This is a genomic window from Rhizobium sp. SEMIA4064, from assembly GCF_003025035.1.
Taxonomy (GTDB): domain Bacteria; phylum Pseudomonadota; class Alphaproteobacteria; order Rhizobiales; family Rhizobiaceae; genus Rhizobium; species Rhizobium paranaense.
On the sequence record NZ_PYJN01000022.1, the window covers coordinates 226,874 to 248,855 of the forward strand.

The window sequence follows — 21,982 nt, forward strand, 5'->3', positions numbered from 1 at the left end:
TCCTACGCCCACGCCCTCCTCATCGCAACGCGACGATTGCCATGCTCGCCTTACTCGACGTCGAACTTGACGCCCTGTGCCAGTGGCAATGTCCTGCCATAGTTGATGGTGTTGGTCGCCCGGCGCATATAGGCCTTCCAAGCGTCGGAGCCGGATTCACGGCCGCCGCCGGTCTCCTTCTCGCCGCCGAAGGCACCGCCGATTTCAGCGCCGGAAGGGCCGAGATTGACATTGGCGATGCCGCAGTCCGAACCGCGCGCCGAAACGAAGGCTTCCGCCTCGCGCATGTCATTGGTGAAGATCGACGACGACAGGCCCTGCGGCACGGCGTTGTGCAGCGCCAGGACCTCGTCGAAATCGCTGTACTTCATCACATAGAGGATCGGCGCGAAGGTTTCATGCTCGACCGGACCGGCCTGCTGAGGCATCTCGACCAGGGCCGGACGAACGTAGAAGGCATCGGCGGTACCGTTTTCGACGCGTTCGCCGCCGGTCACCTTGCCGCCGGACGACTGCGCCTCTCCAAGCGCCGCCTGCATCTTGTCGAAGGCCTGCTTGTCGATCAGCGGGCCAACGAGCGTGCCCGTTTCCAGCGGATTGCCGATGGTGACCGAGCCGTAAGCCTTCTGCAGCCGCGGCACGAGCTGATCGTAGACGCTTTCATGCACGAAGAGGCGGCGCAGCGTCGTGCAACGCTGGCCGGCGGTGCCCATGGCGGAAAAGGCGACGCCGCGCAGCGTCAGGTCGAGGTCGGCCGTCGGGCAGACGATCGCGGCATTGTTGCCGCCGAGTTCGAGGATGGCGCGGGCGAAGCGGTTGGCAAGACGCGGGCCGACAGCGCGGCCCATGGCTGTCGAGCCGGTTGCCGAAACCAGCGGAATCTTCGGGTGATCCACCAGCACTTCGCCGACGTCGCGGCCACCGATGATCAGGGTCGAGAGATTAGCCGGCGCCTCGCCGCCCTCGGCGACATAGCGTTTCAGCGCCTTTTCGAACAAGGCCTGCACGGCAAGCGCCGTCAGCGGCGTCTTTTCCGATGGCTTCCAGACGGTGGAATTGCCACAGACAATGGCGAGCGCTGCGTTCCACGACCAGACGGCAACGGGGAAGTTGAAGGCGGAAATGATGCCGACCGGCCCCAGCGGATGCCAGCTTTCCATCATCCGATGTTCCGAGCGCTCGGTGGCAATGGTCAGGCCGTAGAGCTGGCGCGACAGGCCGACGGCGAAATCGCAGATATCGATCATCTCCTGCACTTCGCCTAAACCTTCGGAGGTGATCTTGCCGACTTCGATGGAAACGAGGCGGCCAAGCGCGGCTTTGCCGGCACGCAACTCTTCGCCAAGCAGGCGGATCAGCTCTCCACGTTTCGGCGCCGGCACGGCGCGCCAGGAGAGAAATGCCTCATGCGCCTTGTCGATTGCGGCTTTCGCTTCGGCAGCCGAATGCTCCCTGAGCCGGCCGATTTCAGCGCCGGTCACGGGTGAGGTGACGGCAAGTGTTCCGCCCGTATAACGATCGGCGGCAACGCTGAGTTCGGTCAGGATTGCCTTTGTCTCGGCGGCGAGATCGAGTGTGGCGGTCATGTCGTCTTCCTCTTCTTGTTTTGATGGTCCAGTTCCCGTCCCCAGGACGTCACTCGCACGCGGACCGGAGCGACCCTTGTGCGTTCAAACGAACTCACGGCGCTTCAGCCCCTCGCGCCAACAAAATGCGCGGCCTGGGCGCCGGCTTCGTACCACATTTCCTTCAACGCCCGAAAGCTGGGCTCTTTGGGATCGGTCGGCGGCAACGGCAGGTCGGCTTCGGAAACGCGGCCGAGAACATGGTCGGACAATATTTTGCCGAACACCGTGCCGGGCGCGATACCACGCCCATTATAGCCGGAAAAGCCGACGACATTCGGCGCAAATCGGTGGAAGCGCGGCAGGGCGTTGTCGGTCATGCCGATCTTGCCGTACCACTCGCTTTCAAAGGCGATGTCTCCGAGTTGCGGAAACAGCTTCTTCAGCGAACGTCGCACCCAGTTCTTGTGGATGGCGAGCCCGGTATTGCGCAATGCCCCGACGCTGCCGAAGACAAGGCGGCCGGCCTGATCCATGCGGAAGGACGACAGGATCTCCTTCGTATCCCACGCCCCCTCGCGTCCCGGCAGGACCGATTTGCGCAGGTTGTCGCCAAGCGGCACGGTGGCGAAATTGAAATAGGGAAGATGCACCTGCTCACTGCGCACCTGTTCCCAGGGGCCGGTGCTATAGGCATCCGTCGCGACGATGATCCAATCCGCACTGACAGTGCCGCCGGCAGTCCCGACGATCCATCGCCCACCGTTCTTCTCGGTCGCCGTCACGCGACTGCCGGTGTGGATGACAACACCGGCCTTGGCCGCCGCATGCGCCAGACCGCGGACATAGGCCAGCGGCTGCAATGTGCCGGCCCGCATATCGAGCAACGCCCCCGCATAGGCAGAACTCCCCACCCGCCGCGCCGTCTCGCCAGCATCGAGGACGGTGACCGGGGCACCGCGCTTGCTCCATTGACGGGCACGCTCCTCGATCTCCTTCAGCCCCTCGGATCCAACGGCGCAATGCAAAGTGCCGTTGCGCTCCAGCTCGCAGGCGATGCCGTGTTTCTCGATCAGCGCCATCACCAGCTTTGGCGCATCGCCCAGAAGCTCCAGCAGCCTTTCGCCATAGACCGGGCCGAGCACGCCGGGCAGGTCTTCGGGCATGACCCACATGCCGGCATTGATCAGGCCGACATTGCGCCCTGCACCGCCAAAGCCGATTTCATTGGCCTCCAGCAGCACGACCTTGGTTCCAGCTTCCGCCAGATGTAGTGCCGAGGAGAGCCCCGTATAGCCGCCGCCGACCACCACCACATCGGCCGAAACATCGCCGGCAAGCGGCTCTGTCGCAGGCGGCGGCGGAGCAGTTTTCTCCCAGAGTCCGTGAGAGCGAGGGTCATTCAGCATCGAGTCGATCCAATTGCCTAAAAGAATCCGGCCAATCTAGCGCCACCTCCCGACTTGCGGAAGCAGGAACAACGACATCCGGTGGATAGAGAAAAACTTGCATGGCCACGCCGCTTTCGACCATTATAGAGCAAAGCGGCGGCCGCCATCGCGGCCGGGACAGAGTCAAGACAGCCGCCATCGCGGTCGCGGACAGAACCAGGACAATCTCATGAAGCCCATTTTCGTTCAGCTCCAATGCGCCCCCGGCAAGACCTACGAGGTCGCCGATGCGATCTACCAGACGGAGCTGGTCTCGGAACTCTATTCCACCAGCGGCGACTACGACCTGCTGCTGAAGGTCTACATCAAGGACGAGCTGGATATCGGCAAGTTCATCAACGACAACATCGCCAATATCCCCGGCATCGTCCGCTCGCTGACCACATTGACGTTCCGGGCGTTTTGAGAGGTCCGATTGAGTGACGGGTTATGCCTCTCTTTCCGAGATGGCCCCTCACCCCAACCCTCTCCCCGCAAGCGGGGCGAGGGGGCATACAGAGTTCTGTGTCCAGGAGCACGGTCACGCCGCGAACACCGAAGCAGTCCCCTCTCCCCGCCTGCGGGGAGAGGGCTAGGGTGAGGGGCCCGGAGCCGCCGGGCACAAAACAACACCCGCCTGACAAGCCCAACCTTCCCTAACGGAACGCTCCGATATTAACCCTCTTGCTTGAAACGCCGCGGCCTCTCGTCCGCAATTAAGCTCTTTTTAACCGGCAAGATGATGTGCTTTGCGCGCTGATCAAGAGACGGCGCCTTCGTGCGCCTGATCGCCGCGGCTTTGCGCGGCTTAGGGATCGAGGGCGGGTCAATGACATCGGCTATTTCGGATATTCAGGCACAGAATGCCGCGGGACCGCTGATCGTGCATGTCGTGCGCCAGTTTTTGCCCAACAAGGGCGGGCTGGAAGACGTGGTTGCCAATCTCTGCCGGCAGTTGATCGGCCGCGGCTATCGTGTCCGGGTCGTCACCTGCAACAGCCTGTTCTCCGATCCCACCCGCGAACTGGCGCCGGCCGAAACGATCGACGATATCGAGATCGTCCGCATCCCCTGGTCCGGCTCCAGCCGTTATCCCTTGGCGCCGCAGGTGTTCAAGCATATCGCCGATGCCGACCTCATCCACGTCCATGCCGTCGATTTCTTCTTCGACGCACTTGCTTGGGGCAAGCTGTTCCATGGCCGTCCGATGGTTGCCACCACCCATGGCGGTTTCTTCCACACGCCGAAATATGTCGCCATCAAGAAGCTCTGGTTCAACACCGCAACCCGGCTTTCCGCCCTCGCCTACGCTGAGCTCATCTGCTGCAGCCTGTCGGACGAACGGCTGTTTTCCAGCATCGCCGGCCGCCGCACCCGCCTGATCGAAAACGGCGCCGATGTCGGCAAATTCGCCAATTGCGCCGCGCTCGAAGCCCGCCGCCGCATCGTCACCATCGGTCGTTTCTCCGTCAACAAGCGGCTCGACCGCATGCTTGATGTCATGAAGGTGCTTGCTGCCCGCAATCCGGATTGGCATCTCGACATTATCGGCGCCGTCTCCGATCTCGATCAGCCGACGCTGGAAAAGGAAATTGCCGTCCGCGACCTTGGCCGCCATGTGTCGCTACATATATCGATCGACAATTGCGCCATCCGCAACATCATCGCCCGCGCCTCGATTTTCGCCTCGGCCTCCGAATATGAGGGCTTCGGCCTTGTGGCGATCGAGGCGATGAGTGCCGGCCTGCTGCCGGTGCTGCACACGAACGACGCCTACAAGGCGCTCGCCGAGACCCATCCGATGCTAATGCTGTCCGATTTTTCCAATCCGGAAACTGCTGCCGACGCCCTAGCCGCCGCTTTCGCACGCTTAGGGGCCGAAGGCCTCGGCCTCAGGGAAGAACTCATTCATGACGCCCGCGCCTATGCATGGGATGAGGTCGCGCAGCGCTATATCGATGCTTATGCCGAAGCCATGACGCCGCGCGGCGAACGGCATCAGCCCCTGCCCCACCGCGGCCAGGTCGCATAACCTTCCAGAATGCCCATCAGCCAGGCCCGCTTGTAACGGGCCGTATCGGCCCTGCATCGTACCAGCGCCGCCAGCCAGCCGGCGACGGGCCGGCACAGGCGATAGCCGACATAGGCGAGCGGAAAGCGCTGCTTGCGCATCAGCGCGCCGAAGCCGCGGCCATACTTGCGCGCCCGCTCGATCTGACGCGGACCGTATTCACTGGTGACCTGATCGTGATGAACGATCAATTCGGGAAAGAACATCAGCCGCTTGCCGGCAGCAAGCGCCCGCAACAGAAAATCCGCCTCCTCGCCGCTTTGGAACGGCGAGTCCGAACCGACCCCGAGATTCTCGTCGAAGCCGCCGATATCAGGCAGTGCTGCACGGCGCACAAAGATGCTGTTGGAATTGCCGCACTTCAGGTAGTTCCAGCGCGTCACCGCAAGCGAGATTTCGCCCGTCGGGCTGACGGAGGCCAAGCCGCCGGCATCGAGCGTGCGGCCGGTGACGATGGCAAGCTCGGGATGCTCGGCGAACAGCCGCTCCGCCATCTCCAGCGTATCCGGCTCATACCAGCAGTCATCGTCGGGAAAGCAGACATAGTCGCCATTCGCTGCCGCCATCCCATTGTTGCGTGCCCGCGAAAGGCCTTTGGGCGAACGGATATGGCGGATCGCGAAAGAGGGCGAAAAGCTTCCGATCAACTCCAACAGCCGATCGTCCGGATTTTGATCGACGAGGATCACCTCGAAATCCCTCTGGCGCTGATTCATCAGCGACAGAAACAGCCTTTCCAACTGGTCGAAACGGTCGATCGTGCAGACGACGAGGCTGAACAAGGAGGACCCTCCGAACAAACGGCAAGCCAGCCAATATGGGGATATCGCATATTAGCTGAAGTAAAAATGAAAGTTACATTAGGAATAGACGGTAAATATTAAGGCATATGAAATACAGCAGACGCTATTCCATGAAGAGCCGGACATTTGCGGCCACTTTCTGCGACCTGGGAAAACGGTAATCTTCATGACGAAGAGCATCATGGCGAATTCGGCGTTGAACGCAGCGGCGGGGCTGACCCTGCTGGCGACCGGTTTTGCCTGTTCGATTATCGCGGCCCGCCTGCTTGGCCCGGAGGCCAACGGCATCATCGCCTTTTCGCTCTGGTTGACGACGACGGGCGCGCTCGTTGCCGAACTTGGCACCGGCATCACGCTGCTGCGCATCCTGCCGCAACTGAAGGTCCAGGGCTATTCGACGGAGGAGCGGCGCGGTTTTGCGGCCTATCTCCTGCATCCAACGATCCTGTCGACGCTGATCCTGCTTGCCGGCTATGCCGCCTATTATTGGGAAGCGGAGCGGATGCATTGGGCAAACGATGCATCGTCCATCATCGTCATCACCGGCGCGTTTTTCGTCCTGCAGTCGCTCGGCGCCTACAGCAAGAACTATCTGGTCGGCGAACAGCAGCTCGGCGCTTTCTTCCGCATGACCCTGACCAGCTCGGTGCTGCAGCTCGCCACCGTGCTTCTCGGCGCCATCTTCTTCGGTGTCACCGGCGCCCTTGCCGGCTATGCCATCGGTCAGATCCCGATGTTCATCTCGAGCCTGAGGATCGCCGCCGCTCCCCGGAACAGTTGCGGCGTCGGCCTTGGCTATCTCGTCCGTTCCTCGCTCATTCTCTCGGCCGAATTCATCAACAGCTCGATCTTCCTGAATCGCATCGAGCTGGTGTTCCTGCAGCATTATTGGGGCATCGAAGCCGTCGGCTTCTATGCTGTCGGCCTGTCGCTTGCCAATCTGGCGCTGCAGCTTCCGGTACAGTTGAGCGGCAGCCTGCTGCCCTATTACTCCGAGCAGATGCATTCGCAGGCGTCGGGCAAGCTGCCGGTCCATGTCTTCGAAGGTGTGGCGCGCGCCATTTCCTATATCACCCTGCCGATGAGCTTCGGCCTTGCGGCGATCGCCCCCGAGCTGGTGGTGACGATCTTCGGCAAACCCTTCGGCCCGAGCGGTGGCATGGTGGCGCTGCTGTCGCTGACCGCAGCCCCTTACGTCTTCATGCAGATCTGCACGCAATATCTCTATTCCATCGACCGCATGCGTGAGCGTACCATTATCGGCGGCGTCGCCAGCGCCATCATGGTCGTCGGTTGCTTCATCGCAGTGCCTCTCTATGGCGGCGAAGGTGGCGCTCTGGTGCGGCTGCTCGCCTTCACCGCCATGTGCGTGCTGATGGTGCGCCGTATGGAATTCGAAGGCTCGATGCACAGCATGTTCGTTAGCCTCGCCAAGGTGACCGGCGCATCCGCGCTCTGCGCCGCCGCGGCCTACGGTTTCGTTCATGTGCTGCCCGGTATTCCCGGCCTCGCCAGCGCCGTCATCGCCGGCATCCTGGTCTACGGCCTGGCGCTCCGGCTGCTGAATGCCGTGCCGCCGGAGGATATCGCCGCCCTGCAACAAATTGCTGCGCGTCTACCCCGGCGCGCGCATCCATTTGCCGTTCACGCGCTGGCATGGCTGGCGCCGCGCCGAATTTGAGGAGAATGCCATGGCTGCGTTGGGAGCCGCCGAATACCAGGGTCCGCTTAAGGAGATGACCGCCGCCGCCATGCCGGTGACCTTCTCCCGAACTGTCGGCCTGTTCACGCCCGCCGTCGCGCCGACGAGCCAGACGGCCGTATTGTTCCTCAGCCCCTGGGGCTTCGAGGAAATGTGCACCCGCAAATTCTGGCGCATCCTCGCCGAAGATCTCGCCAAGACAGGCATCGCCAGCCTCCGCTTCGACTATGCCGGCACCGGCGATGCGCTCGACGTTGACGATCCAGGCGAAGGATTGGCGCTGTGGGAAAATACGGCGCGCGACGCCGCGGCCTTGCTGCGATCGCTCTCCGGCTGCGAACGCCTGATTCTGGTGAGCCAAGGGCTCGGAAGTGTCGTCGCCCTTAATATTGCAGAGCAGCTCTCCACCGCCGACGGCATCGCGCTGCTGGCCCCCACCATCTCCGGCCGGGCTTATCTGCGCGAATTGACCATGTGGTCGAAAATGATCGACGAGGGCATGGGGCTCACCGAAACACAGCGCCGGACCGAAGGCGTCACCATCGCCAGCCTACATATGCCGGACACTACCGCCGCCGCTGTCAAAAAACTCAACCTGATGACGCTTGCCCATGTCGGCGTGCCGGATTGCCTTGTCCTGACACGGCCCGGTCGCCCCGCCGATGCCGATTTCGCTGCTCATCTCGAAACCCTCGGCCCGCGTGTCGAACGCGCTGCCTATGAGGGTTATGACGAGCTGGTGTCGAACCCGACTATCGCCACCATGCCGCTCGAAGCCGGCCGGAAAATTCTGGATTGGGCGCGGTCGATCGCGACGGAATCCACGACGGCATCGCGCAGAATTCTCCGCACGCCCCGTGCCGAAGCGCTTGAGGGCGATGGTTTTCGCGAGACGCCGCTGCGTTTTGGCGAGGGCGACCGCCTCTTCGGCATTCTCTGCGAACCCGCAGGCGCCCGTGCGGGCGCGACAGCATTGCTCTTAACGACGGCCTATGACCGCCATGCCGGCTGGGGCCGGATGTCGGTGACCATGGCGCGGACACTCGCCCGCGACGGCATCCCCTCGCTGCGTTTCGATACCGCCAATGTTGCCGACAGCCCGCCGCTTCCCGACGCGCAGGAGCAGGTGCTTTATTCCCGCGATCAGCAGCAGGACGTTGACGCCGCACTCAACTTTCTGGAGAATCGTGAGCTGCTGCCCGCCTTTGCCGTCGGCCGCTGCAGCGGTGGTTATCTCGCCTTTCAGAGCGCTATCCGCGATAGCAGATGCCGCGGTCTGATCACCGTCAATCCTTACGCTTTCTTCTGGGATGAAACCCAGCCGGTCGACGAAGCCCTGCGCTTCGTGCCGCGTTCGCTTGAGACCTACGGCCTGAAATTCCTGCAGTTCGAGACCTTGAAGCGGCTCTATGGCGGCCAGATCGACGCCAAGAGCGCGGCGCGCAACATCGTCGTGGCGCTGGCGCGGCGCGCCGTCCGTCTCGGTCGCCCGCTGCTCGGCGTTCTCCCCTTCTTCGCCGGCGAGCATGAAACCGTCATCAACGGCTTCCGCACGCTTACAAAACGTCAGGTCGATATTTCGCTGATCTACAGCGCCCACGACATCGGTCTGGATCATTTCCGCGAACACTTTGGCGAAGACGCCGCCGGCCTGAAGAACTTTCCGGACATCCGCCTCACCATCATCCCCGACGCCGATCACAATCTGACACCGTCCTATGCGCGGAAAGTGTACTTGCACGAGGTGAGAGAGATGGCATTGAGGCTCGGCAAATGAGTGCCTATCTCGCCGCTGGCGAGATAGGTGTCGGGCGGCCCAAAACACTCGCAACACCCTGCACTTGCTGTATACTCGCCCCATGAGGCTCCTGATCGTCGAAGACAACCGCGAACTGGCGTCCTGGCTCGGCAAGGCGCTGCGTCAGGCACAATATGCCGTCGACATCGCCTATGACGGCGAGGACGCCGAACATATGTTGAAAGTGGCGGGTTACGCAGTCGTTATCCTGGATCTGTCACTGCCGAAAATCGACGGGTTGACGCTGTTGAAGCGGTTGCGCCAGGGCGGCAACAAAGTGCCGGTCATCATCCTGACCGCCAATGCCAGCCTCGACGGCCGCGTTGCCGGGCTCGATAGCGGCGCCGACGACTATCTGGCAAAACCTTTCGAAATCGCCGAGCTGGAAGCCCGCGTCCGCGCGGTCGTCCGCCGCGGCCATGACCGCGCCGCGCCCGAAATCGCCGTGGGCGACCTGCTCTTCGACGGCGGCACGCGGCAGTTCTTTCTCGGCGGGGAAACCCTGGCGCTCACGCCTCGCGAACATGCCGTGCTCGAACATCTCATGATGAAGGTCGGCACGACGGTCACCAAGACCGCGCTCTCCGAAAGCGTCTTCGGCTTCGACGATCTCGCCGATACCAGTGCCATCGAAATCTACGTGCACCGCGTCCGCAAGAAGCTCGAAGGCAGTGCCGTGCAGATCGCCACGCTGCGTGGCCTCGGTTACCTCCTACGCCATGCGCAATGACGAAAGCCGCCCCCGCAAAGGACATTTGCGCCGCGCCGTCGCAGGGCTGAGCTCCAGCCTGCGGGCGCAACTTTTTGCCTGGGTGGTGCTGACGCTGATCGGGGCGATCTGCATCAATCTCTATCTCAGCTTCCACTCGGCGAATGCCACTTCGGACCTCGTCACCGACCACACGCTGCTTGCCTCAGCCCGCGTCATCGCCGAAGCCGTGCATGTCGACGGCAACGGCACCGTCCAGGTCGATATCCCACCGGCTGCGCTGGAGATGTTCGATACGGGCTATGGCGATCGCGTCTTCTATCAGGTGGTGACCGCCTGGGGGAACCTCGTCGCCGGCTATCCCGATCTACCGCAGCCAAAGAAACCGCAGGTCGGTGAAGACACGGCATTTCGCAACGATCAGGTCCGCGTGATGATGCTGAACCACCCGATCGTCGGCCTCAGCGAAGACAGCACGATCTCCGTTACCGTCGCCGTCACCCATAACAGCCAATACGCCATGCGTCGCAGGCTGTGGCTCTCGGATTTCACCAAGCAGCTCGTGCTCGTGCTGCTCGCCGGCCTGGTCACCATCATCGGGCTGCAGCGCGGTCTGGCGCCGGTACTCCGGCTGCGCGATGCGGTGCGCGAACGCGGCCGCCAGCGGCTGGACCCGCTGGAACCGGACATGGTGCAGAGCGAGCTGCGCCCCCTGGTCCATGCCCTCAACGATCATATGGAGCGGGTGCAGAACCAGATGGCGGCACAGCGTCGCTTCGTCTCCAACGCCGCTCACCAGTTGCGCACGCCGCTCGCGCTGATCTCGACGCAAGCAAGCGTGGCGGCACGCGAGGATGATAATGCCAGGCGCGACGAAGCGTTGACGGCGTTGCGCTCCAGCACGCGACAAGTGACACGGCTGGCGAGCCAGCTTCTCACCCTCTCGCGGGCCGAGCCCGGCAGCCGCCGTCCGCGCAGCGACACGATCGACCTCGTCGCGACCGCCCGACAGGTCCTGGAGAACCTAGCGGAGGAGGCCCTGAGGCGCAACATCGACCTGGGACTGGAGGCCGATGATGCGCCGGTTCATGTCGAAGGCGACGGCACCATGCTGCGCGAAATGCTGGTTAATCTCGTCGACAATGCCCTGCGGTATACCCCCGCCAATGGCCGGGTCACGGTCGGCGTCCGGCGCGATGATGACAGCGCCTTGCTGTGGGTGGAGGACAACGGTCCGGGTATCCCCGAGGCCGAGCGCGGCCAGGTGTTTGAGCGCTTCTACCGCATCATCGGCACGGAACCAGAGGGCAGCGGCCTCGGGCTCGCCATCGTCCGCGAAGTCGTCGACGGCGCCGGCGGCACGATAGCGCTGAGCGATGCGACCGGCGGCGGCCTACTGGTGACGGTAAGGCTGCCGGCGGTTTGATCGATTCCCAACTGCCGGCAACCGGATTAAGCGGAACCGCTACCCAGCCACCTGAAGCTGGACTTCGCCCCTGTTCAGGAAAAATGTCTTGTCGAACAGCGCCAGATCCAGCGGATTGGGCAAGCGGACATCCTCCAGACCAGGATAGGCTTTCGCCGACGGATCGTAGGACCGGTCGATCTGCGAGAGGAAGACGATGATCAAACCTCGCTCCTGCGCAAAGGACCTCAACGCCCGAACCTGCACCATCAATTCCGGCTTCTGCCGGTTCTGGTCGAGTATTTGCAGGTAATCGATGACGACAAGCGTTCCCTCGGGCGCCGACGCCAGTTTGTCGACAATATAGTCGGCGCTGATCGCGTCCGAACTGTCAAATTCGAACAAGCCTTCAAAAAGCTCGAACTTAGCGCCGATCACCCGGAAACGATCGAGAACATCACTTTCGGTATCTTCCAACGTGAAGAAGGCGCCCCGATTGCCGGATTTCATCGCCTCGACCGCCAGCCTGAGGCTCATCAAGGTTTTACCGTGGCCACGGCGGGCGCCCAGAAGCACCAGATCGCCACGGTCCAATTGAGCGAACATCTCTTCGGCTGACGTGGTCGTCTCGGCACGCGCTGCGAGCAAGCTCCAGCCGCGGAAACCTTCTTCGACTGCTATCCGGTCAAGTGCTTCGTGCAAGGGAATGTTCTCCTCGCGCGACATGAGCCGGGCTTTACGCTTCAAACGATAGATTGGGCCAGAAAGCCTCATGTGAAAAACCTCCTATTGCGAGCAACGACCGCAACCCCTCCTTATGCTTGGCGCCCGAACAGTCGGTTCGATGATCGATCAGCCCCGCATGAATGATACTTTCCCAGATGGAGGGGGGAGGCATGGGCTTTGCCGGAATCGGACCATAAGCTGATTCTCGTTCGGTGAAAATTGCGCGATTGGGGACCAACCATCACCCGGCGGTTCCGCCGCATATGGACCCAGCTTTGCGCCAAGAGCGGTCATCGCCCGATCAATGCGTCACGCCGCCCTCATTCGACATCGCGCAGCAACGCCGGCAGACGGTTCGCTGCAGGTTAGCGTCCAAGGTCGCTCGCGGCGGCGATGATCTCCGCTGCCGTCGGGAAGATGGAGATGCTGTTCGGTCCGTCCAGCGCCTCAATTTGTACCCAGCGGATTGTGCCGTTCGCATCGACCAGGAAGTGGCCGACGAGCTGGGTAGCGTGGTTCGCGAAGATCGCATTATCGGCTTCATCAAGCTCGAAGCGGTCCTTGGCGTTGAGTATCGTGTTGGCTTCCATCGGGTGTAGCGGTTCCGGCAACTCGCCTGTGGGGTTGATGCGCGCCGCCTGGAACTGCGCCATCGTCGCGCTATAAGGCCATTCGGGCTGCTCGCTGCTCCCATCGGGCAGGAACTCAGCATACGGCACACCGTAGGCCCGATGTGTGCGGCAGTCCGGATCGCAAAGTAGCGTTACTGGCGTCGGACGGTGGCGGAAATACAGGCGAGCGCGTTCCACCGGCGTGTTGATAACGGCCACAGTCTCCACCCCGGCAGCGCGCAGGGTGGGCTGAATGCCGGCGAGCTGTTCTACCTGACGCCGGCAGAACGGACAGTGCAGCCCGCGAAAGAAACCGATCAAGAACGGGCGATCGCTCAAGTCGGCGAAAGAGACCGTTCCGTCGAAGTTGGCCGTGGCTAGCGCGAACGCGGGCGCGGTTTCTCCAGGTTGCAGCGGGCGCTTTTGGTCTCCCATGGAATAATTCCTTTCTCGTATCGTCCAAGATGAAACGACCGAAATTGAACTATATCACTTGTCGCAAGAAGGCCCACCGCCCGATGTTGATCGCCGAGAGTGGCCAGGCACGCTGCTCACCGCTCCGACCGGTGTCAAAGCTGCCCCCGCATCTTGCCTCTTCGGCCGGTAGAAGGTCCAAGAGCCCGTAAGGAAGAACAGGCGGAAGGTCGTCACTTCCGGAATGTGCCAACAGCGGACGAACCACGAAGGGACTAGGCGCCGAAACGATACAATCGGGAAATAGAGATGACATGGTTTGCCTGCCGATATTATGGTGCGCAAGCGAACCGGCGGATAGGGGCCCCTTTATGTCTCGGCAGATCAAGACCAACGCGCGCGACGACGCCTTTGCGGTGCGGCGCGCTGTCTTTATGGACGAGCAGGGCTATGAGAACGAGTTCGATGGCATCGACGACAACCCTTCCTGTGTACATGTAACCCTCTATATCGATGGCGAGCTAGCCGGGTGCTCACGCCTGTTCCCCGAGCTACTGGAGCGCGCCCTTGCGCCCGATAGGCCACCGTCGCCCACATGCACGTTCGACGAGGGCGTGATGGCAGGGGAGACGTACCTGCTGGGCCGCGTAGCCGTGATGCCGGCGTTTCGCCGCCGGGGTTTGGCGAGTGTGATCATCGCTGCGAGCGACGAGGCCGCGCGCGAGGCCGGCGCCAAACTGGTGAAGCTGCATGCCCAGGAATACGCGCACGATCTGTACGCCAAGCAGGGCTATACGCAGATCAGCGATGTCGATTGCGAGGACGAGGGCCAGCCGCACCTTTGGATGGCCAAGCGGCTGTGATCGCGGACAGTTCCCTCAGCAGCAGATCAGACAGTAGGTGTCCCCACCGCTCCGTGTCCACCATAGGACAACTTCAACAGAGGCGACCCGGCGCAGGTGCCGCTTTAGGGCCGGAAGCAGGCGAGAACATCGACATCTCTGCCATTTGCGACGATGCGCTCCGCCCATCCGGGTAATATCAATGTGATCAATCGAGGCGTAGTGTTCCATTTGGCTTTGAGAGGAGGATGCTATGCCTACCATATTGGCCTATCACGACGTCAAAGACGTCAAACACTGGCTTGCTTCACCACGCCGTAAAGAGGTTTTCGAACCCCTCGGGTGCGCAAACATACGCACGTTTATCGATCCGCAAGCGTCGAACCGAGTAGGCCTAGTCATGGACGTTCCCGACATGGACCGCTTGGCGGAATTTATGAAGTCCAAGGCAGCGGCGGATGCGATGGAGTATGACGGAGTATTGCCGGAGACCTTGGTGATCCTCGTTCAATCGTAGCGGGGATGCTGAAGGCATTTTGGCGGATGGAGTTTCTGGCGACGCGGTGACGACTGCTGCAGAGTTCCGGAAAATTGTTCCCATAAGCGTCTTCGCATAGCCGTCGTCCACGCCGGGGCGGCCAACTGGCGGCAAAAAAGAGGCCGGGTGGGGGTGCCCGGCCTTGGGAGGAAACTGAATGCCTCGATGGCTTATTGCACGTCCATGTGCTGCTGCGGACGCCATCTGGTGATGCGGTTTTCGACAAGCGTCATCACGTATTCGGCGCCGAGCGTCACCACCATCACTAGGATGATCGCGGCATAGAGGCCGGCGGCATCATAGGTGCCCTTGGCGATCGAGATCAGGTAGCCGATACCGGCAAGCGAGCCGACGAATTCGCCGACGATCGCACCGATGATGGCGAACGAGAAGGAGATGTGCAGGCTTGCAAAAATCCAGCTCATCGCCGACGGCAGGATCACATTGCGGGTAACCTGCCAGTTCGAGGCGCCGAGAATGCGGGCATTGGCGATCATGTTGCGGTCGGCCTCGCGAACGCCCTGGAAAGCGTTGGCGAACACGACGAAGAACACCATGATGAAGGCAAGCGCGACCTTGGAGGCAAGGCCGAGGCCCATGATCATCACGAAGATCGGCGCCAGCACGACGCGTGGGATCGAGTTGATCGCCTTGATGTAGATCGACAGGATATCGGAAGCCAGCTTGTTGCGGCCAAGCGCCACGCCGACGAGAACGCCGGTGACCGAGCCAATGACGAAGCCGATCAGCGCTTCTTCCATGGTGACGCCGAGATGGTACCAAAGCGAGCCACTTTCGGTGCCTTCGCTGATCCAGTCCCAGAGGCGCAACGCAATGCCATAGGGGCTGGAATAGAAGAACGGATCGATCCAGTGCAGATCGGACGCGACCTGCCAAAGGCCGAGGATGGCAAGGAGAATGCCGACTTGCCAAGCCACGACAACGTACTTGCGGCGGGCGAGCGCCTTCAGCGCTGCAGCTTCGATTTCCGCGTCCGAGGTACCGGCGCGGAAGATCGGGGCATTGCCTGTTTCGAGGGCTGTGTTTGCCATGATCAATCCTCCCTTATGCCGCTTCCGCGGCGCGGCGATAGCTGGTCTCGACCTCTTCGCGCAGGTCATCCCAGATCGTCTTGCAATAATCGATGAAGTTCTGCTCGTAACGGATTTCCGAGACGACGCGCGGACGCGGCAGGTCGATCGTATAGACCGACTTCACCGTCGCCGGGCCTGCCGTCAGCACATAGACTTTGTCGGCGAGCGCCACGGCTTCTTCAAGGTCGTGCGTGACGAAGACGACAGACGCCTGGCGTTCTGCCCAGAGCTTCAGGAGCTCTTCATGCATGACCGTACGGGTCTGGACATCGAGAGCCGAGAAGGGTTCGTCCATCAGTAGGATTTCCGGCTCGTTGATGAAGGTCTGCGCCAGCGAAACGCGCTTGCGCATGCCGCCCGAGAGCTGATGCGGATAGTGATGCAGGAACTTCGAGAGGCCAACGCGGGCAAGCCAGTCCTTAGCGCTCTTTTCGGCTTCCGCCTTCGACTTGCCACGGAACAACGGGCCTGACATCACATTGTCGATGACGTTCTTCCAGGGGAAAAGCGCATCCGTCTGGAAGGCGAAGCCGACGCGTGGATCGATGCCGCTGACGGGTCCGCCCATCAGTCGAACTTCACCGGCGCTGGGTTTGGCCAGCCCGGTGACGAGATTGAGCGTCGTCGACTTGCCGCACCCGGTCGGGCCGACGACGGCGACGAACTCGCCGCGTTCGACGGTCATGTTGAAATCGCGCAGTGCCGTCAGCGACTTGCCGGTTGGGGATACGAAACGGCGGCTGACATTGATGAGCTCGATCGCCGGTGTACGGCGTTCATCCTGTTGCATGGTGCTGATCCTGACGCGTGCCTTCGGGGCGTGCACGCAAAGCCCAGTGAACTGCAAAGTCTCTTGAACTACCGCTTCCGGAACCGGCCGGAAGCGGCGTTATGACTGCTTACTTGACGTTCTTGACGAATTCCGTCGTGTAGGTCTTCGACAGGTCGATCGTCTTGCCCTTCACGTTCTTGGAGAACTGCGAGAGCACGGCGAGAACGGTCTTCGGACCATCTTCCGGCATCACGCCGTCGGCCGTGAACATTTCCTTGCCGGCGTCGAGAGCCTTGATGTAGCCCTCCTTGTCGCCGACGTAGAAATCCTTCGGCATCTTTTCGGCAATCTCGGCCCCGGAATGGGTGTTGATGAAGCGCAGCGTCTTGACGAAGGCGTTTGCAAGCTTCTGCACTTCTTCCTTGTGACCATCGACCCATGCGGCATCCATATAGAGCGACGCGGCCGGGTAAGTACCGCCGAGCGCGGCCTCAGTGCCCTTCAAGGTTCTGAGATCGACGAGAACCGAAGCTTCGCCAGTCTTCAGCATGCGCGAGATCGTCGGTTCGGTGGTCATGCCGGCCTGGATGGCGTCCTGCTGCATGGCAGCGATGAAGGTCTGGCCGGCACCGACCGGAACCGGGGTGACGTCAGCCGGCGATAGGCCTGCCTTTGACGCCATGAAGAGCGTCAGGAAGTTGGTGGATGAACCGAGGCCGGTAACGCCGACGCTCTTGCCCTTCAAATCGGCGAAGGACTTGATTTCCGGATGCTTGGCCGACACCAGTTCCACTTCGCCGGGCGCCTGGCTGAACTGCACGACGGATTCGACGAATTTACCCTTTCCCTGCAGGTCGATACAGTGATCGTAGAAACCGACGACACCCTGAACGGCGCCGGCAAGCATTTCGTTTTCCGCATCGACGCCCGCAGGCTCGTTCAGAAGCTCGATATTCAGACCTTCGTCTTTGAAGTAGCCGAGGGATTCCGCCAGCTTGGCCGGCAGATAGATCTGCTTTTCATAGCCGCCCACCATGATGGAAATCTTGTCGGCGGCATGAGCCGCCGTGACACCGAGTGAGCTGCCGGCGATAACGAGGGAAAGGGCCGCAGAATAAAGGAACATGCCTGACGAACGCATAAATATCTCCTCCTATGGATGCCGAGCGCTTGATCGCTACCTCGACAAATGCTTCTTCCCGAAGCGGGACAGGCATGCATCAACAACCTTTCAGTGAGCTGAAAGGCGTCGGTTACCTTTGAAGCTGGAAGAGCATTGCGGTTCGCAATGCAAATATTTGCGAGTACCGGCGTTTTGCAATGCTTGTGCGAGTTGCATCACCAGCAATTAAAGCAGGAGTTTGTGGACGGCAGAGGAGTTCTGGTGGATCGTCGTGCCGCCGTGCTTGGACGGCCGGGGCTCGCTGACCCCCCTGCTGTGTTGGCATGGCGGGCCCCGCAAAAATAACCAATGAAGGTGGGAAAAAAGGACCCGCTGTTCTTGGTGCAGCGGGCCTAAGGACTCCAGCAACTTGTCCGGGCGCGGGCACGACCGGACGATGGGCATTAAGACCGTCTAATATAACAGGGTCAAGACGCGAATCCGACCAATTTTGGTAATGTCACTCAACCGAAAATAGAGTCGTCCGTTGCGAAATACGCTAGAGCGTTGATTTTATAATAAGAAATATAGCCAAGCCTATCTCGCAAAGAAAAAGCTTTCCCGTAAAAAATTTTTGCTTCCAACCCCGCTCGACTCCTCCAAAGGATGGGCAATTCCCTCATTGACATAGTTGAAAAGACTGACGTTACGTTAAGTAAGAAAAACTTAATGTAACGATCCGATGCCAATTGACCGCTTGAGGCGGCTAACGTGCACGTAAGATGCTGAGCAGCCACAAGAATATTTCGACGTCAATCTTCATCGCAGGAGCGGGATTGCTAATCCGGGAATAGGAGGAGCGCAGAACGGGTCATCGGATTGCGAATGATTTCGCCGGAAGCATTGTCGCAAACGGGCGAATATGATTTTGCGCGTATATTAGAAAACCATAGTATATTGGAATTTTTTTCCAAGAATCCACAGATAGTTTTCAGTATCTCCGCAACAATAGTGACCCTATACGATCGCTACTTCGCCAGTAACTGCCGTGCAAAACCGGCCTATTTTGCGGCTCACGCCAGTGTACCTAGCAAGGATAACCCGATAGGCCGCTGTACAATTTCAGGTCGTCATCAGCCTTTAGTCCACATTGACGCGAGGAATCTTTTCTGACGTTTATCTATCTGACGCTTGAAGGAAAAACTCTGGCGTCAGGACTTTTGGTTGAACTTTATCGACATTTAATACACACTGAACGGGCAGATTGGGGACGTGTCCTTGCCTCTTCCCCGGGCATCTGTAAGGTGGCGCCCGCTGGGGTACCCCCGTTCGAATGAGGAGATTGCGCAGTGAGTGCAAAAGTACCAAATCCGATTGACGCCTATGTCGGCTCACGCGTGCGCATGCGCCGGCTGATGCTCGGTATGAGCCAAGAACGGCTCGCCGAACAGATCGGCGTTACCTTTCAGCAGGTGCAAAAATACGAAAAAGGCACCAACCGCATCGGCGCCAGCAGATTGCAGGCGATCGCGGGGGTTCTGGCTGTCCCAGTCGCTTTCTTCTTCCAGCAGGACAATTCGCAGCCCCTGTCGACGGAAGGGCTGGGCGCCATCAGTGGCCTTGAAGATTTGTCCGATTTTCTGACGTCCAAAGAAGGACTTAGCCTCAACAAGGCCTTCATGAAAATCAACGATCCCACCGTCCGCCAATCCGTGCTGATGCTTATCAAGTCGCTGGCCAATGCCTCCGAACCCTCGGTCGTGCATGCGCCGCCTGCGGCCGAAGCTCCTTTCGGCCTCAGAAACTGATCTCCATGCCTCGCCCCGTTAAAACGGGTGAGGCGCGGATCTTGATCGAGGGGGCAGATTGTCCCCATATCGACGATCGCGGCATCCGCAATCGCAGAAAGTGCTTGAGCGCGATGCGTTCATTCGACCCTAGACGGATGGCTGCGACTTTTTGATCCAGAGCATTTTCCCGCTTTCAGGTGATTCATCTCAAAGCAGGATGTTCTAGCGATTGCGATAGGATAGCAGTCATCGTAGTGTGAAATTCATGAATCGCAGATGACACCTGTGATACACATGACACTGTTGATCGCAAGCAAAACGGGAAATCGCGGTTGCGATATCGGGACGCTGCTAAATGCAGTAGGGGCGTATGGATTTCAGGCTGCTGACATTCGGAGATCTACGTCTGGTGGACGGAACAGGCTCGACAGTGCCTTTTCCGGAAAAGGGCCTGCTGTCGATCTGCTTTCTGCTGACGAGCCCCTCGCCGCAAAAGACCCGTGCGGAGCTTGCAGAATTTCTTTGGGGCGACGTTCCCCTGGATAAGGCGCTCGCCAATCTGCGGCAGACTCTGTCCCGCATCAAAAACCGGCAGGACGAACTCGGAATCACGCTGCTGCTGATCGAGCAGGCAACCGTTAGCGTGAATGTGCAAGCCTTCACCAGCGATCTCACGCTGTTGAATGCGGTTTCGCAAACCAATCCCCACACCGCGCTGGAAGAATTGTTGCAACTCGGCCGCTGGGATTTTCTCGCCCGCACGGAAGTCATCGGTGGTCAGGCCCGCATGTGGCTGCACGCACAGCGGGATCGCATCAAGGCGCAGCTATTGACGACGCTTGGCGATGCCATTGCGGCCATGAGCAAAGACGCGGACCCCACGATCATCAAGGAAGCGGCGCTGCGACTGTTCGAGGCCCATCCCGAAGATGAGGCGGTCTACCAGATCCTTGGGGAGACCTATGCCGGCGAACCCCAGCTTGAAAACGCTCGCCACATTTTTGAGAGCCGCAGAAAATACCGCTGGGGCGAATTGCCTGTCGACCCCGACCAGCAGACGCTCAGCGTTGCGCGACGGTTGTTCGAACGCCAGCGCAGCGTCGTGCCTCAGCTTCGAGAGGTACCAGGCCAGCAGGTGGAAATCGTTCCGCCCGAGCCCCGCGGGCCGCCCAAGCTCGCGCTGCTGCCGCCGGTGAACACCGCCAGCAACCATCAAGCGGCCGTCTTCCTCTCATCGGCACTGCTGGAAGATATCACCGTCGGCCTGTGCGTGCTGAAGACTGTGACGATGGTGGCGCATTACACCGCGGAAAAGATTGCGCTGCACTTCGATCGCGCGGCAATGCTGGACAAATACGGCATCAATTATGTGCTGGACACCAGGCTTAGCTTCGACGGCAACGCCTACTGGCTTTTCGCGCAGCTAATCTACGCCGGCAACGACGAAGTCATCTGGGCGGCGCGCTTCAGTATGGAGGCCCAGGATCTGCCGCGCCAGCATCGCGAAATCGCGCAACGCATCGTGGCTTTTGTCGCCAGCTATGTCGAGCGCAACGAATTTTCCCGCGACTACTTCGAGCGCAACCCGACAGTCTATCACCAATATCTGCAGGGTCAGCGTCATCTGAAGCATCTCGGCCTGCCGGACATTCGTCGAGCTCGCAAGGCATTCCAGGCAGCTTTGAAGGAAAACCCCTATTTCTCGCCGGCCCTAAGCGGCATGGCCCGCACCTATCATCTCGAGTGGTTCTTGACGGCGCGCGGAGATGCGGACCTGCTGAAGCGCATCGAGGAAGAGGCAGGCAAGGCGATCGCCACGGGCCAGGATCTCGCCAACGGCTATCGTGAATTTGCCGCTGCGAAACTCTTTCAGGGCGACTTCGACGAAAGCCTCAATTCCTTTGAACTCGCCGAGACCATCAGCCCACATCATGCCGATATCATCACGGACTATGCGGACGCGCTGGTTCATGCCTCCCAGCCCGGTAGGGCTCTGGAGAAGATGGAGCGTGCCATCAAGCTCAATCCGATGAGCCCGGACTTCTATTACTGGACGGCCGCCGGAGCCAGCTACTTTCTTGAACAATATGATCAGGCAATGACTTATATCGACCGCATGGCCGATCCCGCACCCGCGGCGCGGCTCGCCGCCGCTGTCGCTGGCATGGTAGGCGATACACGCAAGGCGAAACGCCTCGTGCGCAAGGTCAAGGAAACCTATCCAGAATTCGAGGTCGACAAATGGCTTTCCGTCGTGCCCATGCGCGAGCAATGGCAGAAGGAACATTATAGGGAGGGGCTAAAACGCGCAGGCTTTAGTTAGGCGCCGATAAACACCAATTCACACTTTTCCTCAGCTCGTTCTTAACCATCGATCAAATTGGAGATTTAGAAATGGCACACGTCGTAATCGGCATCCCCGGCGATCCGCAACTTTACCTCGCCGACCTCAGCGCAGGCACAGTCACGCCACTTGCACCGCAGGCGCAAAGTCCACTCCACGCAGCCGACCAGTTGCGCCATGCCGGCGCAACCGTCGTCAAGGGCGTCAACTTGGCTGTTGTTGTTGGCGGCGCCGCGAAGGCCGCAAGCGGCGTATTTGACGGCTGA

Annotated in this window: 19 protein-coding genes; 11 read left to right on the plus strand and 8 right to left on the minus strand. The window is 60.5% G+C overall.

Annotated elements, in window-relative coordinates; genetic code table 11:
• Positions 1 to 50: 50 nt before the first annotated feature.
• Positions 51 to 1,586 carry an L-piperidine-6-carboxylate dehydrogenase gene (gene amaB, locus C9E91_RS18370; protein WP_107109701.1) on the minus strand — a complete coding sequence of 512 codons (1,536 nt, stop codon included), beginning with the start codon at positions 1,584 to 1,586 and terminating at the stop codon, positions 51 to 53.
• Positions 1,587 to 1,690: 104 nt separating this feature from the next.
• The gene (locus C9E91_RS18375) at positions 1,691 to 2,974 is read right to left on the minus strand and encodes an NAD(P)/FAD-dependent oxidoreductase (protein WP_107109702.1); all 1,284 of its coding nucleotides are present in this window, start codon (positions 2,972 to 2,974) and stop codon (positions 1,691 to 1,693) included.
• Between the two features lie 211 nt (positions 2,975 to 3,185).
• Between C9E91_RS18375 and C9E91_RS18380 the strand changes: the two genes are divergently transcribed.
• Positions 3,186 to 3,422, plus strand: coding sequence for an Lrp/AsnC ligand binding domain-containing protein (locus tag C9E91_RS18380; RefSeq protein ID WP_107109703.1), 237 nt, complete (start codon positions 3,186 to 3,188; stop codon positions 3,420 to 3,422).
• A 402-nt stretch (positions 3,423 to 3,824) separates the two neighbouring features.
• Complete coding sequence (locus tag C9E91_RS18385; RefSeq protein WP_107109704.1) at positions 3,825 to 5,027, plus strand: glycosyltransferase family 4 protein; 1,203 nt, start codon at positions 3,825 to 3,827, stop codon at positions 5,025 to 5,027.
• Here the strand turns inward: C9E91_RS18385 and C9E91_RS18390 are convergent.
• Entirely contained in the window at positions 4,994 to 5,848 is an 855-nt protein-coding gene (locus C9E91_RS18390) for a glycosyltransferase family 2 protein (RefSeq protein WP_107109705.1), read from the minus strand. The genes C9E91_RS18385 and C9E91_RS18390 overlap by 34 nt on opposite strands.
• A 187-nt stretch (positions 5,849 to 6,035) precedes the next feature.
• Here C9E91_RS18390 and C9E91_RS18395 point away from each other — a divergent pair, with 187 nt between their 5' ends.
• From C9E91_RS18395 to C9E91_RS18410, 4 genes are all read left to right on the plus strand, one after another.
• Positions 6,036 to 7,550: a lipopolysaccharide biosynthesis protein gene (locus tag C9E91_RS18395; RefSeq protein ID WP_107109706.1), complete on the plus strand. Its 1,515-nt coding sequence runs from the start codon at positions 6,036 to 6,038 to the stop codon at positions 7,548 to 7,550.
• Between the two features lie 10 nt (positions 7,551 to 7,560).
• Positions 7,561 to 9,348: an alpha/beta hydrolase family protein gene (locus C9E91_RS18400; protein ID WP_107109943.1), complete on the plus strand. Its 1,788-nt coding sequence runs from the start codon at positions 7,561 to 7,563 to the stop codon at positions 9,346 to 9,348.
• A gap of 82 nt (positions 9,349 to 9,430) precedes the next feature.
• Positions 9,431 to 10,099 (plus strand): response regulator, encoded by a 669-nt coding sequence (locus C9E91_RS18405; protein WP_107109707.1) that lies wholly within the window; start codon positions 9,431 to 9,433, stop codon positions 10,097 to 10,099.
• Entirely contained in the window at positions 10,089 to 11,504 is a 1,416-nt protein-coding gene (locus C9E91_RS18410; protein WP_107109944.1) for a sensor histidine kinase, read from the plus strand. Before C9E91_RS18405 ends, C9E91_RS18410 begins: the two co-directional genes overlap by 11 nt.
• 39 nt (positions 11,505 to 11,543) lie before the next feature.
• Here the strand turns inward: C9E91_RS18410 and C9E91_RS18415 are convergent, their stop codons facing one another.
• Together C9E91_RS18415 and C9E91_RS18420 are read right to left on the minus strand one after the other, a co-directional pair.
• Positions 11,544 to 12,257, minus strand: a complete 714-nt coding sequence (locus C9E91_RS18415; RefSeq protein ID WP_107109708.1) for a DNA helicase — start codon at positions 12,255 to 12,257, stop codon at positions 11,544 to 11,546.
• Between the two features lie 317 nt (positions 12,258 to 12,574).
• Positions 12,575 to 13,255 carry a peroxiredoxin-like family protein gene (locus C9E91_RS18420; RefSeq protein WP_107109709.1) on the minus strand — a complete coding sequence of 227 codons (681 nt, stop codon included), beginning with the start codon at positions 13,253 to 13,255 and terminating at the stop codon, positions 12,575 to 12,577.
• A 350-nt stretch (positions 13,256 to 13,605) separates the two neighbouring features.
• Here C9E91_RS18420 and C9E91_RS18425 point away from each other — a divergent pair, with 350 nt between their 5' ends.
• The gene (locus C9E91_RS18425) at positions 13,606 to 14,097 is read left to right on the plus strand and encodes a GNAT family N-acetyltransferase (RefSeq protein WP_107109945.1); all 492 of its coding nucleotides are present in this window, start codon (positions 13,606 to 13,608) and stop codon (positions 14,095 to 14,097) included.
• 232 nt (positions 14,098 to 14,329) lie between these two features.
• The gene (locus C9E91_RS18430; RefSeq protein ID WP_107109710.1) at positions 14,330 to 14,593 is read left to right on the plus strand and encodes a hypothetical protein; all 264 of its coding nucleotides are present in this window, start codon (positions 14,330 to 14,332) and stop codon (positions 14,591 to 14,593) included.
• A gap of 191 nt (positions 14,594 to 14,784) precedes the next feature.
• On the opposite strand, the gene C9E91_RS18435 is transcribed toward C9E91_RS18430, so the two are convergent.
• From C9E91_RS18435 to C9E91_RS18445, 3 genes are all read right to left on the minus strand, one after another.
• Positions 14,785 to 15,666 (minus strand): ABC transporter permease, encoded by an 882-nt coding sequence (locus tag C9E91_RS18435; RefSeq protein ID WP_107109711.1) that lies wholly within the window; start codon positions 15,664 to 15,666, stop codon positions 14,785 to 14,787.
• Positions 15,667 to 15,679: 13 nt separating this feature from the next.
• Complete coding sequence (locus C9E91_RS18440; protein WP_107109712.1) at positions 15,680 to 16,498, minus strand: ABC transporter ATP-binding protein; 819 nt, start codon at positions 16,496 to 16,498, stop codon at positions 15,680 to 15,682.
• 109 nt (positions 16,499 to 16,607) lie between these two features.
• The gene (locus tag C9E91_RS18445) at positions 16,608 to 17,621 is read right to left on the minus strand and encodes an ABC transporter substrate-binding protein (protein WP_107109713.1); all 1,014 of its coding nucleotides are present in this window, start codon (positions 17,619 to 17,621) and stop codon (positions 16,608 to 16,610) included.
• A gap of 1,310 nt (positions 17,622 to 18,931) precedes the next feature.
• Between C9E91_RS18445 and C9E91_RS18450 the strand changes: the two genes are divergently transcribed.
• From C9E91_RS18450 to C9E91_RS18460, 3 genes are all read left to right on the plus strand, one after another.
• Complete coding sequence (locus C9E91_RS18450; protein WP_107109714.1) at positions 18,932 to 19,390, plus strand: helix-turn-helix domain-containing protein; 459 nt, start codon at positions 18,932 to 18,934, stop codon at positions 19,388 to 19,390.
• A gap of 352 nt (positions 19,391 to 19,742) precedes the next feature.
• Complete coding sequence (locus tag C9E91_RS18455; protein ID WP_107109715.1) at positions 19,743 to 21,695, plus strand: AfsR/SARP family transcriptional regulator; 1,953 nt, start codon at positions 19,743 to 19,745, stop codon at positions 21,693 to 21,695.
• Between the two features lie 71 nt (positions 21,696 to 21,766).
• On the plus strand, positions 21,767 to 21,982 hold the full coding sequence (locus C9E91_RS18460) for a hypothetical protein (RefSeq protein WP_107109716.1): 216 nt from the start codon (positions 21,767 to 21,769) through the stop codon (positions 21,980 to 21,982).